This window comes from Caballeronia sp. GAWG1-5s-s (assembly GCF_023631445.1).
Classification (GTDB): Bacteria; Pseudomonadota; Gammaproteobacteria; order Burkholderiales; family Burkholderiaceae; genus Caballeronia.
This window is the reverse complement of record NZ_JALQDC010000024.1, coordinates 106,457-125,044: the sequence shown is the minus strand read 5'-3', so window position 1 is coordinate 125,044 and position 18,588 is coordinate 106,457. Positions and strand designations below refer to the sequence as shown.

17 protein-coding genes are annotated in these 18,588 nt (G+C 61.6%); 7 read left to right on the top strand and 10 right to left on the bottom strand.

Annotation, left to right across the window (positions count from 1 at the left end):
• Window positions 1-4: 4 nt before the first annotated feature.
• From NCR34_RS18385 to NCR34_RS18365, 5 genes are all read right to left on the bottom strand, one after another.
• Window positions 5-1,309, bottom strand: coding sequence for an MFS transporter (locus NCR34_RS18385; RefSeq protein ID WP_250500835.1), 1,305 nt, complete (start codon window positions 1,307-1,309; stop codon window positions 5-7).
• Window positions 1,310-1,398: 89 nt separating this feature from the next.
• Entirely contained in the window at window positions 1,399-2,208 is an 810-nt protein-coding gene (locus NCR34_RS18380) for a class II aldolase/adducin family protein (RefSeq protein ID WP_250500834.1), read from the bottom strand.
• Between the two features lie 115 nt (window positions 2,209-2,323).
• Window positions 2,324-2,617 carry a DUF4148 domain-containing protein gene (locus tag NCR34_RS18375; RefSeq protein WP_250500833.1) on the bottom strand — a complete coding sequence of 98 codons (294 nt, stop codon included), beginning with the start codon at window positions 2,615-2,617 and terminating at the stop codon, window positions 2,324-2,326.
• A 28-nt stretch (window positions 2,618-2,645) separates the two neighbouring features.
• The gene (locus NCR34_RS18370) at window positions 2,646-3,218 is read right to left on the bottom strand and encodes a DUF4142 domain-containing protein (protein ID WP_250500832.1); all 573 of its coding nucleotides are present in this window, start codon (window positions 3,216-3,218) and stop codon (window positions 2,646-2,648) included.
• Window positions 3,219-3,369: 151 nt separating this feature from the next.
• Window positions 3,370-4,569 (bottom strand): GGDEF domain-containing protein, encoded by a 1,200-nt coding sequence (locus tag NCR34_RS18365; RefSeq protein WP_250500831.1) that lies wholly within the window; start codon window positions 4,567-4,569, stop codon window positions 3,370-3,372.
• Window positions 4,570-4,990: 421 nt separating this feature from the next.
• Here NCR34_RS18365 and NCR34_RS18360 point away from each other — a divergent pair, with 421 nt between their 5' ends.
• The 3 genes from NCR34_RS18360 to NCR34_RS18350 are packed head-to-tail and all read left to right on the top strand — an operon-like array spanning window position 4,991 to window position 9,111.
• On the top strand, window positions 4,991-6,079 hold the full coding sequence (locus NCR34_RS18360; RefSeq protein ID WP_250500830.1) for an HlyD family secretion protein: 1,089 nt from the start codon (window positions 4,991-4,993) through the stop codon (window positions 6,077-6,079).
• Between the two features lie 10 nt (window positions 6,080-6,089).
• Window positions 6,090-7,664, top strand: coding sequence for a DHA2 family efflux MFS transporter permease subunit (locus NCR34_RS18355; RefSeq protein ID WP_250500829.1), 1,575 nt, complete (start codon window positions 6,090-6,092; stop codon window positions 7,662-7,664).
• A gap of 34 nt (window positions 7,665-7,698) precedes the next feature.
• The gene (locus tag NCR34_RS18350; protein WP_502800105.1) at window positions 7,699-9,111 is read left to right on the top strand and encodes an efflux transporter outer membrane subunit; all 1,413 of its coding nucleotides are present in this window, start codon (window positions 7,699-7,701) and stop codon (window positions 9,109-9,111) included.
• Window positions 9,112-9,225: 114 nt separating this feature from the next.
• On the opposite strand, the gene NCR34_RS18345 is transcribed toward NCR34_RS18350, so the two are convergent.
• Window positions 9,226-9,501: a hypothetical protein gene (locus NCR34_RS18345; protein ID WP_250500827.1), complete on the bottom strand. Its 276-nt coding sequence runs from the start codon at window positions 9,499-9,501 to the stop codon at window positions 9,226-9,228.
• On the opposite strand from NCR34_RS18345, the gene NCR34_RS18340 reads away from it, so the two are divergent.
• Window positions 9,491-10,432, top strand: a complete 942-nt coding sequence (locus tag NCR34_RS18340) for a glycosyl hydrolase (RefSeq protein ID WP_250500826.1) — start codon at window positions 9,491-9,493, stop codon at window positions 10,430-10,432. The two genes, NCR34_RS18345 and NCR34_RS18340, sit on opposite strands and share 11 nt — an antisense overlap.
• Before the next feature lie 28 nt (window positions 10,433-10,460).
• On the opposite strand, the gene NCR34_RS18335 is transcribed toward NCR34_RS18340, so the two are convergent.
• Both NCR34_RS18335 and NCR34_RS18330 read right to left on the bottom strand, forming a co-directional pair.
• On the bottom strand, window positions 10,461-11,084 hold the full coding sequence (locus NCR34_RS18335) for a CPBP family intramembrane glutamic endopeptidase (RefSeq protein ID WP_250500825.1): 624 nt from the start codon (window positions 11,082-11,084) through the stop codon (window positions 10,461-10,463).
• 106 nt (window positions 11,085-11,190) lie between these two features.
• Complete coding sequence (locus NCR34_RS18330; protein ID WP_250500824.1) at window positions 11,191-13,896, bottom strand: ATP-dependent Clp protease ATP-binding subunit; 2,706 nt, start codon at window positions 13,894-13,896, stop codon at window positions 11,191-11,193.
• Between the two features lie 254 nt (window positions 13,897-14,150).
• Between NCR34_RS18330 and NCR34_RS18325 the strand changes: the two genes are divergently transcribed.
• On the top strand, window positions 14,151-14,339 hold the full coding sequence (locus NCR34_RS18325; protein WP_250500823.1) for a hypothetical protein: 189 nt from the start codon (window positions 14,151-14,153) through the stop codon (window positions 14,337-14,339).
• Between the two features lie 405 nt (window positions 14,340-14,744).
• Window positions 14,745-14,939, top strand: coding sequence for a hypothetical protein (locus NCR34_RS18320; protein WP_250500822.1), 195 nt, complete (start codon window positions 14,745-14,747; stop codon window positions 14,937-14,939).
• Between the two features lie 72 nt (window positions 14,940-15,011).
• Here NCR34_RS18320 and NCR34_RS18315 read toward each other — a convergent pair whose 3' ends face one another.
• The gene (locus NCR34_RS18315; RefSeq protein ID WP_248323059.1) at window positions 15,012-15,485 is read right to left on the bottom strand and encodes a DUF2244 domain-containing protein; all 474 of its coding nucleotides are present in this window, start codon (window positions 15,483-15,485) and stop codon (window positions 15,012-15,014) included.
• Window positions 15,486-15,607: 122 nt separating this feature from the next.
• On the opposite strand from NCR34_RS18315, the gene ctaD reads away from it, so the two are divergent.
• A complete protein-coding gene (ctaD, locus tag NCR34_RS18310) occupies window positions 15,608-17,215 on the top strand; it encodes a cytochrome c oxidase subunit I (RefSeq protein ID WP_250500821.1) in 1,608 nt (535 codons plus the stop codon).
• An 84-nt stretch (window positions 17,216-17,299) separates the two neighbouring features.
• Here the strand turns inward: ctaD and NCR34_RS18305 are convergent, their stop codons facing one another.
• Window positions 17,300-18,427: an aminotransferase class V-fold PLP-dependent enzyme gene (locus tag NCR34_RS18305; protein ID WP_250500820.1), complete on the bottom strand. Its 1,128-nt coding sequence runs from the start codon at window positions 18,425-18,427 to the stop codon at window positions 17,300-17,302.
• Window positions 18,428-18,588: the final 161 nt, after the last annotated feature.

Below are 18,588 nucleotides of genomic sequence, written 5' to 3'. Positions count from 1 at the left end.
ATCGTTATTTGTCGTCCAGCGTCTTCGGCAGTCGCATCGTCATGGCTGCGCCGAGCACGAGGAATGCGGAGATCACATACATGCCGACGTCCGACTTGCCCACGGTCACGTTCAGCATGCCGACGAGATAAGGCGACACGAACCCGGCGATATTGCCGACCGAGTTGATGAACGCGAGCGCCGCAGCCACCGATGCGCCGACAAACAGACTCGTCGGCAACGCCCAGAAGAGCGCGACGCACGAGTACACGCCGGCCGCAGCAATGGAAAGACAGACAGTGGTCACGACGGGCCCGGCCGACAACCACATGCTGGTGGCGAGCCCCACGGCGCCGATCAACATGAATAGCGCGAAGTGCGCGCGGCGGCCGCCGGTGCGATCGGCGCTGCGATTGGAGACGTAAAGCGCGATCGCCGCGACGATATTCGGAATCGCGGAATAGAGGCCGATGGCGAACGGATCGATTACGCCGCTGCGCTTGATGAGCGATGGCATCCAGAAGCCGAGTGCATAGAGACCCATGATGAGGCAGAAAAAGATCGCGCAGAACTGCCACAACTTCCGGTTCGCGAGGAACGCACCGGCGCTCGAATGATCGATCTTGCCTGCGTTTTCCGCGCGGATTTCCGCGAGCACGTCTCTGCGCTCGTCTTCGCTGATCCAGCGCGAGCGGGCAGGATCGTCGTCGAGAAACGCGAGGACGATAAAGGCGAGCACGACAGCGGGAATCGCTTCGATCAGAAAGAGCCATTGCCACGCGGCCAGATGTGCATTGCCGGAGAACGCATGCAGGATATAGCCGGAAATCGGGCCGCCGACGACGAAGGCCAGCGGCGCGCCCATCACGTAGATGGACATGGCGCGGCCGCGATAGCGTGCCGGAAACCACAGCGTGAGCAGATACATGATGGCCGGCGCGAAACCGGCTTCGGCGGCACCGAGCAGAAAGCGCGCGATGTAGAACATCGTCGGCGTCTTCACGAAGATCATTGCCGCCGAAATCACGCCCCACGTCAGCATGATCCGCGCGATCCACTTGCGCGCGCCGACCTTTCGCATGACGAGATTGCTGGGCACTTCGAAGAAGAAATAGCCTGCGAAGAAGATGCCCGAGCCGAGGCCGTAAATCGCGTCGTCGAAATGCAGTGCATCGAGCATCTGCAATTTGGCGAAGCCCACATTCACGCGATCCAGATACGCGACCAGATAGCAGATCAACAAGAGCGGCAACAGCCGCCAGTAAGCCCGGTAATACGTGCGGCTCGTGTCGGCCGGCGTGACGGCTTCTTCGCCATATAGCGCTTCCATGCTTGTCTCCGGTATAGTTATTTGCGCTGCTTGCGGCATGCGCATTCGAACGTTCGCGCATGCCGGCCCTGCGGGAACACCTCGTTGCATCAGTCGAGGTAATCGGGCTCCTGTTCCGCGATCTCGTAGAGCATGGTCTGGAAGTGCAGCCAGCTGATGAAAGAGTTACCGAGATGCTCGTGCGAATATTCGGCGAACTTGGGATCGATGGGAATGGGGCGCGACTCGGTTGCGTCCATCAGCAATTGCATCTTGCAGCAATGATCCAGAGCGATGAAGGTCCACACCGCGTCGTCGATGCTGTGCCGGCTCGCCGTGAGCAGGCCGTGGTTCTGATGAATGATCGCCTTGTGCTCGTTGAAAGCGCGCGCAATCGGATTGCCCGACTCGTTCGCCACCGGCACTTTGCCGGCGCCGTCGCGCACGACGGTATGGCTGCCGTAGAACATGCACGCGTCCTGCGTCACGTAATCGAGCGGCTTGCCCATGGCGGCCCACGCGTCGCCGTGCACGGTATGCGCGTGGCATGAGCCGATGATGTCGGGATTCTCGGCATGAATCGCCGAATGCAGCACATAGCCCGCGCGATTGACTGCGTACTTGCCTTCGATCACCGTGCCCGAATGATCGACCAGCACCAGTTGCGAAGTCTTGGTGCGCGACCACGGCACGCACATCGGATTGGTCCAGAAGAGCTCCGGATGCTCGGGATCGCGCACCGTCAGATGCCCGCCGAAACCGAAGCTGAAACCGTGGCGCGCGAAGATTCGGCACGCTGCCGCGAGATGCTCCTTGCGATACCTTCGCTCCTCGGCGGAACTCGAAAACGTCGGCTCTTGCGGAAAAATGAGGCCTTCCTGCGTCGGGCTATAAATCGATTCCTTGGCGTCCATTAACATGCAAGCGTCTCCTCCTTGATGTTCGAGGCGCCAGTATAGAAGCGGATTCTTCGACGATTCAGGGGCCGTCAGGAATAGGTTTTATGCATGTGCGAGGTCAAATGGACGCCGCCGGCTATTTCGATGGCTTGCCCGGGCGCGGCGCGGGTTTCGAGGCGGCGTCGGGCTTCGAGCAGCCGGGGTCCTGCAATCGCGCTCGCGCTGCATCGACATCGTTGGGGTAGGTGATCTCGTCGGCGACCGGGTTGTATCCGGCGCATCGATAACGGGCGAGATCCGAGCGGACTTGCTCGCGGGTGGAATCGTTGGAATCGGCGTGTGCCTCTAAAGGCAATATCAGTCCGAGCGACAAAGCGAAGACGACAGCGAGGCCAGCCGTCGTGCATTTGCCATTACTATTGCGAGCCATTCGAGTTCTCCGTGCCGTCGCGCACCGACTACTGCGCCGATGAGATCGGCAAGTCTTGCAGAAGCTGAGAAGCATGCTGTAGATGATTCTCTCCTATCGGCACGCCTCGCGCCGCGAACGCTTTCACCTGAGGGTCTTCGCCGTGTTGCGCCTCGCTGGCATAGAGCGCATTGCCCATCTGATGGATATGCACTTGCGCGATCGCATATTCGTGGTCGAACGCGGCCCCCGTCATGGTTCCGAGCTCGTCGTACAGCGTGCGGTTTGCCGGGTCCATTGCCTGTAACAAGCGGACGTGCTTCTCATCGGCAATCTGGGACAACTCGCCGTTGATGCGCGTATGCTCGGCTACCATCTTCTGCCCGAACTCGCGGACGGCCGCTGAACCGCCGCGCTCGGACGCGAGCTTGCCGAGATCGATCTCAGCCTTGCCGACGCTCGCCGCAGTGAGCATGAATTGCTGATCGGAAGGGCTGACCTGGGCGCCGGACTGCATCAGACGGCAACCTGAGGCCGAGAATGCAGTCGCGCAAACGAGGGACGCGAGAACCGCTCGACTGTGTAGCCGCGATACGATCGAGCCTGCCGCCTTCGCATTCATATCGCGCTTAAAAGCCGGGTGCGCCGGCGCCTTGGAATCCTGACACATCGCGCTCTCCGTTCAGGTAGCGTTGGTGACAGCATCCGCAGCAAAGCGCGGTCCACGGGCGCGGCTTTGGCCCTATGCCGTGTCCATCGCGTCGACGTCGAGGCTAGAGTTTCAGTGCCGCATCGGGCATGCGTGAGCCGGTAACCGGCAGAATGTCCTGCGCGAGCTCGACGCGATTGCGGCCATTGTCCTTGGCACGATACAGCGCCTCGTCCGCTTGCTTCAGCAACTGCTCGATGCTTGCGTCGGCCGAGCCCACGTAAGCGACACCGATGCTGCACGTATAGGAAGGCAGGGACGAATCGCTCATGCTTGCAATGCGTGTCTGCAATGCGCGTCCGAGCCGCAATGGCTCGTGGATGCTGTCGCACGGAAACAGCACGGCGAACTCCTCTCCGCCCCAGCGTGCGAACTGCGCTTCCGCGGGAAGCGAGAGACTCGCACGTCGCGCGAAATCCACGAGAATGTCGTCGCCCATCGAGTGACCGTACGTGTCGTTGATCTTCTTGAAGTGATCCAGATCGATCAGCAATAACGACAGGTAGCGCCTCGCCTTGCGAGGTGCCTCTCGCGACATCGTGTGAGCGCCGAGCAGAGCGCGTCGATTGAGTAATCCAGTGAGAGGATCGATGCGCGACAGTCCTTCGAGATGGACTCTGAGCCGGTTGACTGCGGTAAGCATGAAGCCGACCGTGATGCTCAACGACATGAATGCGCCACTGCTCAAATAGACCATTTGCATCCGGTCGTGCGCATACAAGCCTTCTTGCAACGCGCCCGGTTGCATGGACGTCAGCACTCTCGCCGATGCGATGACCGTCTCGAACGCGAACAGCGTGCCCACGACTTTCGCCCCGCTATCGTCGCGGCCGAATCGCAACAACTCATACGCGAGACGCGCGAAAAGCAGCGTGAGAATTACATTCGTGCACAGCGCGCGCCCGTGAGGCGTGAAATGCACCCACGTCATCCAGCTGAGACTGACTGCGTCCACGACAGCCAACGCTGCAATGAGTCGAATGAATGGTGGGCGACCCAGATAGCGTTGACTACCGATAAGCCAGAGTCCGATGCTGCCGACGATACACGCATTGCCGACGACGACGGACAACCAGTCGGGCAGCGCACCGCGCAGCGCCATCACGAAAGCGGCGGCGGAAAAGAGCAGCGAGCCCTGCGCCCATTGCGCGACACCTGGAATGGTTCTCGGGAATGTTCTGCCGATGGAGAACACGACAAGAGCCATCAGCCCAGGCATCACGGATGCCATCAGCAGGACGGTACGCAAGTCGAACGTGGGCATGATGGGCTTGTCAGTGCGCGATTAACGTAGTTTTCTAAGCGTAGTGCTGCCGCATCGAAGCCTTGCGGCTTGCAAGCGCAGACAAGCGTGGGCAAGGCAACCGTCCTGAACTGCAACGGGCGGTGGGCTATTTGCGCGCATGACTGATGCGTCGGTCAACGTCAGTTATCGGCGCTGGATGGGGAAACTTTAGATAAGCGCGAGCCCTGCAATCAGCGTCCGTAGATGAGAACCATTCTGTTAGCGAAGCAGGAGCGGCACCTTCAGAGTTGCCGACGCACGATTATTGTCGCCATGACATTTGTCTCGTGCCGCCGGCGCGGCTTGACGTCGTGCATATGCACAGATACTCTCTCAGGCTATTGAAGCAGCGACAGCTGCCTTTTCATACGATCAGAAGTGCATATGCACTAGAAACGAAATGACGACGCCCACCACGCAACTCCCATCGACGACCGCTCCGGCGCTCAGCCGGCCCGCGCGTCGCATTCCCTGGATGCTGCTCGCGCTCGGCCTGGTCGCGGCCGTCGTAATTGCGGCGCTCACGTACTGGGCGCTCGTTCTGCGGTTCGTGCAGACGACCGACGACGCCTACGTCGGCGGCGATGTCACCGTGCTCGCGCCGAAGGTCAACGGCTTCGTGACCGACGTGCTCGTTCAGGACAACCAGCGCGTGACCGCGGGCCAAGTGCTCATCCGTCTCGACGCGCGCGATTACGACGCACGTCTCGCTCAGGCTAATGCGGAAGTATCGAGTGCTCTCGCGGCCGTCGAGGAGCTGCGTGCAAAAGACGCCTTGCAGGCCGCGTTGATCAATCAGGCGCAGGCGGAAGTGCGCGCGTCAACGGCCGAACTCACGCGTAGCGGACAGGACCGCGTGCGGTATCGCGAACTCGTAAAGGACGACGCGGTGTCGAACCAGCTCGTCGAACGCGCGGATGCCGACTACAGCAAGGCGCAGGCGTCGGTTGACAAAAGCGGGGCATCGCTCGTCGCGGCGAAGCGTCAGTTGTCCGTGATCGACGCGCAGATCGCCGATGCGCAAGCTCGCGTCGCGACCGCCGAAGCCGCGCGGCGCGTGGCGCAACTGAACGTCGAATATACGACCATCCGCTCGCCTGTGGACGGCTATGTCGGAAATCGCACGGCGCGCGTGGGCGTGCTGGCGAACGTCGGCACATCGCTGCTCACCATCGTGCCCGCGACCGGCCTCTGGGTCGATGCGAACTTCAAGGAAGACCAGCTGAAGAAGATGCGTGCCGGTGACGCCGCCGATGTGGAACTGGATGCATCGAACATTCCGTTCACAGGCCACGTCGAAAGTCTCGCGCCCGCGACCGGGGCCACGTTCAGCGTGCTGCCCGCCGAGAACGCGACCGGCAACTTCACGAAGATCGTCCAGCGCGTGCCCGTGCGCATTCGGCTCGACGTGCCGAAAGGCGCCGAGTCGGTGCTGCGTCCCGGCTTGTCCGCGACGGTCAAGGTCCACCTTCGCAAGCACAACGGTTGAGGCGCGCATCATGAATCGAACCGTGCTCGACAATCCGGCCGAAGCGCCCGTGAGGGAGCGCGTCTTTGCGTTCGCGCTCATGTGCCTCGGCTTTTTCATGGCGACGCTGGATATCCAGATCGTCGCGTCATCGCTCAAGGATATTGGCGGCGGACTGTCCGCTAGCCAGGACGAGCTGTCGTGGGTTCAGACGTCGTATCTGATCGCGGAAATCCTCGTCATTCCCATGTCCGGCTGGCTGTCCAAAGTCTTCTCGACGCGGTGGCTCTTCGCGGCGTCGGCCATCGGCTTCACCGTGACGAGCATGCTATGCGGTCTCGCATGGGACATCAATTCTATGATTCTCTTTCGCGGCATGCAGGGCGCGCTTGGCGCAGCGATGATTCCAACCGTCTTTACTACCGCGTTCGTGTTGTTCCCGGGCAAGCAGCGGCTCATTGCGTCGACGACCATTGGCGCGCTGGCTTCCTTAGCACCAGCCATCGGCCCGGTCATCGGCGGATGGATCACCGACCAATGGTCGTGGCACTGGCTGTTCTATCTGAATCTCGTGCCGGGTCTGGTCGTCGCCGTGCTCGTGCCGAAGTATGTGCATATCGACAAGCCCGATCTCTCACTGCTCAAGAGAGGCGACTATTTAGGCATCCTGCTTATGTCAGGGTTTCTCGGATGTCTCGAATACGTGCTGGAAGAGGGCCCGCGCAAGAACTGGTTCGGTGACAGCGCCATCATCGCGTGCGCGTGGATCTCGGGCATCTGCGGTTTCCTGTTCATCGTCCATGCATTGACGGCGAAGGATGCGATCGTCGATTTGCGCGCGTTGTCCGTGCGCAACTTCGGTATCGGCAGTCTGCTTTCGTTCGTGACCGGCATCGGCATCTTCACCTCGGTCTTTCTCACACCGGTGTTTCTCGGCCGAGTGCGCGGCTTCGATTCGTTGCAGATCGGCATTGCGTTGTTGTCGGTCGGATGCTTCCAGCTGGCATCGATCGGCGTGTACGGCTACGCGTCGCGCCTCGTCGACATGCGTGTGCTGCTCGTATTCGGCCTGATTTGCTTCGGGCTTGGCTGCTACTTCTACACGCCGCTGACGAACGAATGGGGCTGGCAGCAACTGCTCCTGCCACAAGCTTTGCGAGGCATCGGCCAACAATTCGCGGTGCCGCCCATCGTGACGATGGCGCTCGGTTCGCTGCCGCCATCGCGTCTCAAGTCGGCTAGCGGATTGTTCAATCTGATGCGCAATCTCGGCGGCGCGATCGGTATCGCGGTGAGCGCGACCATGCTTAATGACCGCTTGAATCTGCATTACCTGCGACTGGCCGAGAACGTGACCATCGGACGGCCCGCCATCGAAGACGTGCTCGCGCGCAGTTCCGCACACCTCGCGGCCGTAGCAGGCGATGCACTCGACGCGACGCAGGCCGGTCTCGCATCGCTCAACGCGATGGTGTTGCGCGAGGCGCTCGTGTTGACCTTCGCCGACTGCTTCTACGTGCTGGCGCTGTGCTTTCTCGTGGGGATCGTCAGCGTATTGTTTGCGCGGCCTATCGGCAGCGCGCCGCCGTCCTCGGAAGCGCATTGAGGCAATCATGAGAACGAGCTACTTAGGAATACTAATGACATTCGCGCTCGCCGCCTGCGCGGTGCAGCCCGCCACCTACGCGGACTTGCCCGCCACGGTGCAAACCACCGCGCCGGCCGACTGGAGCGTGAACGTGCCGAAGGCCGACACGGATGCCGCGACGTGGTGGAATCATTTCAACGATCCCGTCATGCACGAACTCGTCGCTTCCGTGCTCGACAGCAATCTGGATCTGCAAGCCGCAGTCGAGCGCGTGAAGCAGGCGCAAGCGTTGACGACGCAGCGCCGGGCCGCGCTCTTGCCGCAACTCGATGCCAACGCAGGCGCTTCGTATACGCGGCAGAACACGCCGCCACCCTTGGGCTACGTTCGTCAGGCGGGGTTCGGTCTCGCACTCAGTTGGACGCCTGATGTGTTCGGCGGCGAGCGGCTCGAACTGCTTGCGTCGCAGGCGCAACTCGTCGGGCGCGAGCATGCGGCCGATCAGATCAGGCTCGCGCTTGCGGCGGATACGGCATCCGCCTATGTTGACCTTCGGTGGGCGCAAGCGGAGCTCAAGATACTTCAGGATAATCTGGTCATCCGCGAACGCGCGTTGGAACTCACGCAGCGGCGCTTGCAATACGGTCTTTCGACGCAACTCGATGTCGCGCGCGCGCAGAATCAGTTGAGCGACCTGCAAGCGCGTATTCCGCGCACGAACGCGACCATTCAACATCAGTTGAGCCTGATCGCGGTGTATGCGGGCCGCACGCCGGAATCCGTCGATACGCTGCTGCTCGCCGATGCCGGGACCACGCCCGTCATACCGGTGCCTGCGCAAGGCGCGCCGCAGATGTTGCCGTCGGACGCGCTGTTGCATCGCCCGGATGTGCTCTTCGCTTATGCGCAGGTCCAGCAGCGCGCCGCCGAAGTGGGCGTCGCGCGCGCGGAGCGTTATCCGAAGTTCTCGCTGCGTTTGACCGACGGCTTGCTCGCTTCGTCGTACCTCGGCTTGCCGACGCTCACCGATAATCTCTTCTCGGCGGCGCTTAACGCGACCAGCCCGATTTTCAACGCGGGCCGCATTACCGCGGAAATCGAGCAAAACGAAAGCCGGATGCGCGAGTCGGAACTGAACCTGCGGCAGACGCTGCTGCAGGCGTTGAAGGACGTCGAAGACACGCGCAGCGATCTTGTCAGCAGCACGGATCAAACGGCGCGTCTAAGCGATGCGCTCGCCGCGTCCGGCAAATCGCTCACGCTTTCCACGCAGCTGTATAAAGGCGGCGCGGCGAGTTTTCTCGACGTCCTCGACGCGCAGCAAGCGTATCTACGCGATGCCGACGCGCTCAATCAGTCGCGCCGCGAACACGCGTTGGCGGCCGTGGCGATGTATCGCTCGCTGGGCGGTGGGTGGAGCGTGACGAACGACGATGGTCCGATCGAGACCGCGATGCGTCGGTAAAACCGTCACGCGTCGTCGAAATTTTCGGGCACGAAGCGCGAAAGACGCCTAAAGAGGGCGCCGGGCATCGCCGTAAACGCGGGCATCAACGCCATCTTTTACGGCCATGCCCGCTCACGACGACGCTACCCCCTCCGCGCCCTTCGCGCTTTCGAAGGCTTCCGCTCGCACTCTCGATCGCCGCTCGTTTCTCGCGATGATGCTGGCTTCGGCCGGCGGCGCCGTGCTCGCGGGCTGCGGAGGCGGAGGCGGAGGCGGCGCGGCCAGCAATGCCCCGGTCGCCGGCACCACGAGCGCGGCGACGAATCCGGCTACGTCGACATCGACCGGCAGTGCTTCTGCCGCAGATTCGACCAGCACTCCGGCGACGCGGTCTGCAATGTCGACCACGAGCGGACTTTTCTACGGCATCAACGGCCATATGGCCTGGGGCGGCGGCATCTATCGGACGATGTCGCCGGCAGCGCAACTCGCCATTCTGCAAGACCTCGCCGTGACGAACTATCGCTGCGACGTGGCGGACGGCGGCATGGCGACCATCATCGCCGAAGCGTTGCAGGGGCCGTTCGCGAATAGCGGCGTGTCGATATTGCCGGTGTTGAATACGCTTTCCGCGCAGTGGGACCCGCACAGCACGGAAGCGGCTGCCTATTCGCTCGGCTATGACATGGCCGTGCGTTGCACGAAACCGCTGAAGGGTCTCGTCAAATACATCGAATGCGGCAACGAGCTCGACGTGCCGTTGAAGATCGGCGGCGACGGCAGCTCCTCGGCGGATTGGGACCCGGCGTGCTGGCCTTCGTTTCGCGGCGTGCTGCGCGGCATGGTCGACGGCGTGCGCTCGGTGGACCCGGCCATTCAGTGCGGCGTGAACGTCGGCATTCCAATGGCTTACCGCGCGCTGCAAATGCTGTGGAACGGCATCTCGCCCGATGGCTCGGCGCAAGGCGTGAGCGGCGCGGCTTCGCTGCGATGGGACTTCACGACCTATCACTGGTACGAAAGCTCCGGCGACATTCAATGCGGCGGCCGCTATCACGCGTGCGTCGACGTGCTGCAAGTGCTGAAAGACTCGTTCAATGTGCCTATCTGGCTCACGGAGTGGGGCTGGGCCGGCGCGAAGGACACGCCGCAGCAAGCCGCCGCCTATACCGGCCGTGCACTGGCGCAATATCGTTCGATCAAGGACAAGTACAACATTCAGTCCATCATGATGTACGCAGTGATCGATCCGGAGTTCGGTCTCATTCAGGACGACGGCGTGACGAGGAATCCGGCTTACTCGGTCTTCAAGGATTTCGTCGCGGCCAACCCCGTGTGACGCGTCCCGTTTTGCATCGGGAAACTAACTAATGCTGCCAGGCCGAATCCGAATAGAAATACTGTCCCAGCCCAACGGTGAACACCAGACAGCCATACAACGCATGTTCGAAGCAAGCGAGCGCGAGGGATCGGCGGTCTCGATACGTGGCGGCGAATAACGCGCCGCCGACAGCCGTCATCGCGGGCGCGACCCAGTTCAGGAAGATCAGATGCGCATAGCCGAAAGCCAAGGCGGACGCGGCGATATAGCCTCGATTCGCGCCGAATAGCGGCTTATAGCGGTGCAGCACGAAGCTCCGGAAGATCAACTCCTGGGGCCATACAGACAACACGGGGTAGAGCAGTATCACGAGCAGCCACATACCGGGATGTTCTCGCGGCAAAGACAGCAATGCATGTGGCTTGAAGTGCCACACGGCCAAAACGACGAGACAGGCAAGGACGGCGAAGCGCACCACTACGGCCCGTAATCCGGCCCGAAAGCCGCGCCAGTTCCAATCGTTTTCATAGACCGACGGTCTTCTACGTCGCTCAAAGTAGTGAATGAAAAGAAGCGCGAGCCAGATCACGGCGATAAGCACGGCGGTTCGTCGCGTGATCAGGATGAAGATGGGCAAGCCGGCATAAAGCGCGACGAATTCGGCCCACAAGGCGAGCGGCCTCGAAGCGGGCTTCTTATCGTCGGCGTGGCGATGCATGGGTGAGCGAGGGTCCGCTATAGGCGACGACTACCGCGCTCACCCACACTGAACTGACTCACGGCGTAGGCGGCGTGCCGAGATCCGCGGCGGTCTTGCGCTCCGCATCGAAGACGATACGCCGCGCTTCCCGATCGTACGCGCAGCGCACGCGCGCGCCTTCGACGATATCGCCCTTGAGCATCTCTTTCGCCAGTTCGTTTTCAATGAGTTGACGAATCTGCCGACGCAATTCCCGCGCGCCGAATTCCGGCCGGTATCCGGCTTCGCCAAGGTATTCGACGACCGATTCGTCGAACTCCAGGTCGATGTCCTGACTGTGCGCCATGCGCTTGACGTGCTCCAGTTGCAACTGCACGATCTGTCGGATTTCCTCGCGTCCGAGCGACTTGAACAAGATGATGTCGTCGATGCGATTCAGGAACTCGGGCCGGAAGTGCTGACGCAGTACGTTCATCACGCCGCTTCTCACGGAGTTGTCCGCATCGCTGTCCGAACTCGTGAAGCCGAGGGTCGCGCGCCTTTGTCCCGCGATCACGTCCGACGCGAGGTTGCTGGTCGCGATGATGAGCGTGTTGCTGAAATCGACCACCCGGCCTTTTCCGTCAGTGAGGCGTCCGTCGTCGAAGACTTGCAGCAGCACGTTGTACACATCGGCGTGCGCCTTCTCTATCTCGTCGAGAAGAATCACGCTATACGGGCGCCGGCGCACGCGCTCGGTCAGTTGCCCGCCTTCTTCATAGCCGACGTAGCCCGGCGGCGCGCCGATCAGCCGCGACACGGCATGACGTTCCATGTACTCGCTCATGTCGACACGTAGCATGGCGTCTTCATCGCCGAACACGACTTCGGCCAATGCCTTCGCGAGTTCGGTCTTGCCCACGCCCGTCGAGCCGAGAAAGAGGAAGACGGCAATGGGCCGGTTGCGTCCCTGAAGGCCCGTTCGCGCGCGGCGCACCGCATCGCTTACCGCGCGCACCGCTTCCTCCTGGCCGATCACGCGCTCGTGCAGGCGCGCCTCCATGTTCAGCAGCCGCTCGCGCTCCTGCTCGGTCAACTGAGTGACCGGAATGCCCGTGAGCGTCGCGACGATCTCGGCGATCTGCGTCACCGTCACATTCGACGTATTCGTGCCGATGCGCTTCTTCCATTCGTCCGTCGCATCGTTGAAGGCTTTCTGCTTGCCGGCGATCTCGGCATCGAGCGCGTGCGCCCGATCGTACTGCTTGCGCGACGCCGCGTAGTCCTGTTCGCGGCGCAGTTGCGCGAGTTCGGACTCGAGTTCGAGAATGGCCGCGGGCCGAGACGTGGCCGAGAGATTGACGCGCGCCGCCGCCTGATCGACGAGATCGATTGCCTTGTCCGGCAGAAAGCGCCCGCTGATATAGCGATCCGACAACTCAGCAGCGGCGACAATGGCGTCGTCCTGAATCGTCACCTTGTGATGCGCTTCGAGGCGGTCGCGCAAGCCGCGAAGAATGTTGATGGTTTGCGCGACGCTCGGCTCGGGAATCAGCACGGGTTGAAAGCGTCGTTCGAGCGCCGCGTCTTTCTCGATGTGCTTCTGATACTCAGCGAGCGTCGTCGCCCCGATCAGGTTCAGTTCGCCACGCGCCATCGCGGGCTTGAACACGTTGGCGATATCGAGTCCGCCTTCGCCGCCGCCTTGTCCCGCGCCGACGATCGTATGCACTTCGTCCACGAAAAGCAGCAGCGTCTCTCGGTTAGCCGTGATTTCGTCGATGACCTGCTTCACGCGCTCTTCGAACTCGCCGCGATACTTGGCGCCCGCGACCATCGAATTCACATTCAACTCGATCAGTCGCTTATCGCGCACCGACTCGGGTACGTCGCCGCCGATCATGCGTTGCGCGAGACCTTCGACGACCGCGGTCTTTCCGACGCCCGGCTCGCCGATCAACACTGGGTTGTTCTTGCGCCGACGCGCGAGAACTTCCACCATGGTTTCGATTTCGCTTGCCCTGCCGATCACGGGATCGAGATGACCTTCGCGTGCGAGCGCGGTCAGGTCGCGGCTGAACTTGTCGAGGTTCGGCGTGCGCGAAGGCGGGCCATCTCGGTTCGGCGGGCCGCCCGCGCCGACCGTTTGCGTGGTCAGCCGCCGCAGCGCCTGCGCGTCGACGCTCATCTTGCCGAGCAACTGCCCGGCGAAGCTATCCGGCACTTCGGACAGGCCGATCAACAAGTGTTCAGGCCCGATGTAGCTGTGCCGTAATTGGCGCGAGGCCACGAACGCGCGGTCCAGCGCGCTTTTCAAACGAGGCGACACGCCAATAGCGCCGCCTGCGGGCGGCGGCACGCCTTCGCGGCGTTGCACGTTCGCGTCGATGAATCGGCGCACTTCGTTCGCGTCGATGCCGATGTTTTTCAGCATCGATTGCACGACGGCGTTATCGGCAAGCTCGTATAGAAGGTGCTCGGTATCGACTTCCGGACGTCCGAATTGCACGGCGCGCTCGGCGGCCCGCATGAGCATCTCTTTCGCGCTGTCGCTGAGATAGCGCTCCAGGCCGACGCCTTCGGCACTCGTCTCGCGTTCGGGCGACAGGCGCTGCGCCGCCTCCGGTTGGCCGGGCGTGTCGCTCATGAAGAGCGCTTCGAAGGGAGATAGCGCGCGTTGATGTCGCGTCAACTGTGCATAGTGAAAGTCGCAGACATTCAGGACGTGCCGGCGACCATCGCGCAGGACCGCCAATCGAACGGTCGCCGGTCGGGCGCCGCATACATCGCACATATGAGGCATGGTTCGTTTCCCTGTCTCTGAACAAGTGAAGGACGCGCATGCGCGCAGACTCCGGGGGCGCGCAACGTTCGTACCCGCTGACAACGCGGTGATAGTGGCAACGCCAACGCGGTCCGTCGATTGCTCGACGAAGCAATTCATGCGGGAGTAGTCCGATGAAGCGTTTCAATGCTCGTTTTCTAAGGTTCGCTGGCGGCTTGTCGATCGCAGTGTCCATGACCGTCTTCGCGCAAACGTCGACTCAGCAAGTACCCATGACTCGCGCGCGTGCGCAGTGCGAGCTTCGGGAACTGGAGAGCGTCGGCTATCAGCCGTGGCAGGAAGACTTCTATTACCCGCGAAACTTGCAACTCGAGCAGGCGCGGCTTGCAGCGAAGAAGCGCGCGCAAGGTTTGGAAGGCGTAGACACATGCGCGGGTAGTGACGCTGCAAAGACGCATTAAGAGACTTACGCGAGAACGTGCGAGTGACCTATCGTGCGTCTCGCGCCGCTGCGACCGACTATGCCTGTCCCTGCTTATTGCTGCTGCCATCGCCGAGCGTGTTGCCGCTTCCGCTTCTATCCGACGCCCCGTCCACTTCGCTCTGCTGTCGTTCTTCGCGAGCCCGTTCGCGTTCCGTCTCGCTTGGCTGCTTTTTTTGCTCGCCAGAAGTTTGCTCGTTCATCGTCACGCTCCGTTGATTGAGAGTGATAACGCCGCATGCGGCATGCCCGTCGAAGCCGAGATCGCCGGAAGCTGGGCATAGGCTTTGCAAAGAATGCGGGTAGCCTGTGCGATACCACTTGAAATAGGAAGGAGGGCGCTTTGCCAGGCGGCGGCCCTGCCATCAACCAAACGGAGTCAGTCATGGCCAGACACGCGAATAGCCCGTCGGGACCCGGCAACCCGAGAGCCGTCGAGACGTCGGACATTAAAGAGGAAGAAGGGCTCGTCGAATTGTCCAGCGAGGAAGACACGATAGGCGGGACCGAAGGTGCCGGCGCGCAGCGTCGGGAAGGCGGCAGTAACGAAGACGGCGCGGCGTCCGTGAAAGGCGAATGACGCGTGTTAGAGCGCGTGTGGCCGCTCTTCGACGTGGTCACACGCACGCGAGCGCGACGCATTGCCGTCTAATTATGGATGCGCACCGCGCTCGCATCGCGCAATGTGTTGAAAGTCCGAAGCGAATTGCAAGCGATGCCCTTGTGTCGCGAAGCGCCCCAGTTCCACCGTTTCGCCCGCGCTCCGAACGAACAGTCGTACGCCTGCGCGGTTCTGCGCGACAAGCAACGTGACCCACTGCGTATTGAATTGATGCGTGCGCTTGCGCCTGCCATATATCGACTCGACGACGAGGACATCGTCCTGCAAGGTCACGAGTTCGCCATCCACGGCATGCCGCGCATAAACGAAGAAGCAGCACCAGATCGCGCAAGCGTGCACGAGCGCGGCAGCGTAAAAGAAGACGCAGCCGTTCAATGCATGCATGGTCGAAGCGAAGCCGACCGGAATGACAGAAAGGCCCGCGCATGCGATAGCGAACGACGCCGGGCTGCACGACGAACGGCGGTAAAGAAGCCATTGCCGCGGGGACTGGGTGTCGGCCATACGCGCTCCACGAGATGTCGGCATATCGGCGATTGAAAAGCAATCGGCAGTCCCATGCAGTGGAATAAATCGCGATGCAACGGCATGCCGAATGCTCGTTCTGAGCGCCACTGGAGAGCGCCATGACCGACATTCACCACTCGATAGCAGATCCCGCAGTTCCGCATGCCGACTCGCACCACGTCCCACATGGCCTGCGGCGATGGCTGTTCACGACGAATCACAAGGACATCGGCACGCTCTACCTCGCGTTCTCGTTCTTTATGTTTCTGGTGGGCGGAACCATGGCGCTCGCCATTCGCGCCGAGCTCTTTCAGCCCGGCTTGCAATTTTTCCGGCCCGAGTTCTTCAATCAGCTGGTCAGCTCGCACGGTCTCGTGATGATCTTCGGCGCGATCATGCCCGCGTTCGTCGGCTTCGCGAACTGGATGATTCCGCTCCAGATCGGCGCAAGCGACATGGCTTTCGCCCGCATGAACAACTTTTCGTTCTGGCTGCTGCCGGTGGCGGCGGTGCTGCTGATCGGGCAGTACTTTTTGCCGGGCGGCGCGATGCAGGCGGGATGGACCATGTATGCGCCCTTGTCGGTGCAACAGAGCGCGGGCATGGACCTGACCATCTTCGCGATTCACATCATGGGCGCGTCGTCGATCATGGGCGCGATCAACATCATCGTCACTATCCTGAACATGCGCGCGCCGGGCATGACGTTGATGAAGATGCCGCTTTTCGCATGGATGTGGCTCATCACTGCCTATCTGCTGATCGCGGTGATGCCGGTGCTCGCGGGCGTCATCACGATGGTGCTGTTCGACCGGCACTTCGGGACCACGTTCTTCAATGCAGCAGGCGGCGGCGATCCTGTCATGTACATCCACCTGTTCTGGTTCTTCGGGCATCCGGAGGTGTACATCATGATCTTGCCGGCCTTCGGCATCATCTCGCAAGTCGTGCCGGCGTTCTCGCGCAAGCCGCTCTTCGGCTATAGCTCGATGGTCTATGCGGGGTCGTCCATCGCGGTGTTGTCGTTTCTCGTCTGGGCGCATCACATGTTCACGACAGGCATGCCGGTGTCCGGTCAGCTGTTCTTCATGTACGCGACGATGATCATTGCGGTTCCAACAGGCGTGAAGGTGTTCAACTGGACCGCCACCATGTGGCGCGGCTCGCTTACGTTCGAGACGCCGATGCTCTTCGCCATCGGATTCATTTTCGTCTTTACGATTGGCGGATTCACCGGTGTGATTCTGTCCATGGCACCGCTCGACATTCCGCTGCACGGCACGTATTACGTCGTCGCGCACTTCCACTACGTATTGGTAGCGGGGTCGCTATTCGCGCTCTTTGCCGGCTGGTATTACTGGTCGAGCAAATGGACCGGCCGTCTTTACAACGAGACGCGCGGAAAGATTCACTTCTGGGTCACGATGATCTCGTTCAACGTGACCTTCTTCCCGATGCATTTTCTCGGATTGGCCGGCATGCCGCGTCGCTATGCCGATTATCCGGCGCAATTCACCGACTTCAATCAGATCGCGACCATCGGCGCGTTCACGTTCGGACTGGCGCAGGTGTACTTCCTGTTCTTCGTCGCGTTGCCGACCTATATGCGAAGCAGTAGTACCCGGCCCGTCGCGGAGTCGCCCTGGGATGGGGCGCAGGGCCTCGAATGGACGGTGCCGAGTCCCGCGCCGTATCACACGTTCGAGACGCCGCCCACCGTGGTGTGATGCGGGGCGCGAAAGCGCAGTTGTAAACGAAAGCGGCGAACCCATGAACCATCATGAGTTCGCCGCAATGACGTCAGAGGTAGATCAGACGATCTGTTCCAGCGCGCGGGCCACTCGGGCCACCGCAGCATCGACATCGTGCAGTTTGTCGAGCCCGAATAGCCCGATGCGGAAAGTCTTGAAATCGTCCGGCTCGTCGCACATGAGCGGAACGCCCGCCGCCACTTGCAAGCCGGCATCGGCGAACTTCTGGCCGGAGCGGATGCCGTCGTCGTCCGTGTAGCTGACGACGACCCCCGGAGCCTCGAAACCTTCCGGCGCCACGCTCTTGAAGCCCTTCTCGGCCAATAGCGCGCGCACGCGCTGGCCCAGTTCGAGTTGCTCCGCCCGTACTTTGTCGAAGCCGTACGACTCCGCTTCCTTCATCGCCTCGCGCAGCGTTTCGAGACTGTCCGTGGGCATCGTGGCGTGATAGGCGAAGCCACCTTTTTCGTACGCTTCCATGATCTGCAGCCACTTGCGCAGGTCGCAGGCGAAGCTGGTGCTCGTCGTCGCTTCGATCCTTTCGCGCGCGAGGGGACTGAGCATCACGAGCGCGCAGCACGGCGATGCGCTCCATCCTTTCTGCGGCGCGCTGAGCAGGACGTCGATGCCGCTTGCCTGCATATCGACCCACACGGTGCCGGAGGCGATGCAATCCAGCACGAACATGCCTCCGACCGCATGCACCGCGTCCGACACGGCGCGCAAGTAGCTGTCGGGAAGCATCACGCCCGATGCCGTTTCGACATGCGGCGCAAAGACCAGATCCGGCTTGTGCTCGGCGATCGCCGCGACGACTTCATCCACCGGAGGCGGTGCATAGGGGACCTGCCTGCCTTGCTGCACCGGACGCGCCTTCAGCACCACGGACTCGGACGGAATGCTGCCCATGTCGAATATCTGCGTCCAGCGGTAACTGAACCAGCCGTTGCGAATGACGAGACACTTTTTATTCGTCGCGAATTGACGCGCGACGGCTTCCATGCCGAACGTCCCGCTACCGGGAACCACGACGGCCGAATGCGCGTGATAGACCTGTTTGAGCAAGGCCGAGATGTCGCGCATGACGCCCTGAAAGCGCTGCGACATGTGATTGAGTGACCGGTCGGTGAAAACGACTGAATATTCGAGGAGTCCCTCGGGGTCCACATCGGGGAGTAAACCTGACACGCTTGCCTCCTGCACTGGCAGAAATAGGGGATTCAATTCATTCTAACGAAAGCCGCGTGCGTCATGCACGGCGGTTAATGGCGCTGCTCGCGGGCATGATCGCAAGACGGATGCCTCAGCGCAAAGCCGTAAGTTCGACCTGTCGAGCATACATCTATCGA

Excerpts from the sequence above, each read along its gene's own strand:
- NCR34_RS18385 (WP_250500835.1), bottom strand. The coding sequence starts at position 1,309 with ATGGAAGCGCTATATGGCGAAGAAGCCGTCACGCCGGCCGACACGAGC.
- NCR34_RS18380 (WP_250500834.1), bottom strand. The coding sequence starts at position 2,208 with ATGTTAATGGACGCCAAGGAATCGATTTATAGCCCGACGCAGGAAGGC.
- NCR34_RS18375 (WP_250500833.1), bottom strand. The coding sequence starts at position 2,617 with ATGGCTCGCAATAGTAATGGCAAATGCACGACGGCTGGCCTCGCTGTC.
- NCR34_RS18370 (WP_250500832.1), bottom strand. The coding sequence starts at position 3,218 with ATGAATGCGAAGGCGGCAGGCTCGATCGTATCGCGGCTACACAGTCGA.
- NCR34_RS18365 (WP_250500831.1), bottom strand. The coding sequence starts at position 4,569 with ATGCCCACGTTCGACTTGCGTACCGTCCTGCTGATGGCATCCGTGATG.
- NCR34_RS18360 (WP_250500830.1), top strand. The coding sequence starts at position 4,991 with ATGACGACGCCCACCACGCAACTCCCATCGACGACCGCTCCGGCGCTC.
- NCR34_RS18355 (WP_250500829.1), top strand. The coding sequence starts at position 6,090 with ATGAATCGAACCGTGCTCGACAATCCGGCCGAAGCGCCCGTGAGGGAG.
- NCR34_RS18350 (WP_502800105.1), top strand. The coding sequence starts at position 7,699 with ATGACATTCGCGCTCGCCGCCTGCGCGGTGCAGCCCGCCACCTACGCG.
- NCR34_RS18340 (WP_250500826.1), top strand. The coding sequence starts at position 9,491 with ATGTCGACCACGAGCGGACTTTTCTACGGCATCAACGGCCATATGGCC.
- NCR34_RS18330 (WP_250500824.1), bottom strand. The coding sequence starts at position 13,896 with ATGCCTCATATGTGCGATGTATGCGGCGCCCGACCGGCGACCGTTCGA.
- NCR34_RS18325 (WP_250500823.1), top strand. The coding sequence starts at position 14,151 with ATGACTCGCGCGCGTGCGCAGTGCGAGCTTCGGGAACTGGAGAGCGTC.
- NCR34_RS18320 (WP_250500822.1), top strand. The coding sequence starts at position 14,745 with ATGGCCAGACACGCGAATAGCCCGTCGGGACCCGGCAACCCGAGAGCC.
- NCR34_RS18315 (WP_248323059.1), bottom strand. The coding sequence starts at position 15,485 with ATGGCCGACACCCAGTCCCCGCGGCAATGGCTTCTTTACCGCCGTTCG.
- ctaD (WP_250500821.1), top strand. The coding sequence starts at position 15,608 with ATGACCGACATTCACCACTCGATAGCAGATCCCGCAGTTCCGCATGCC.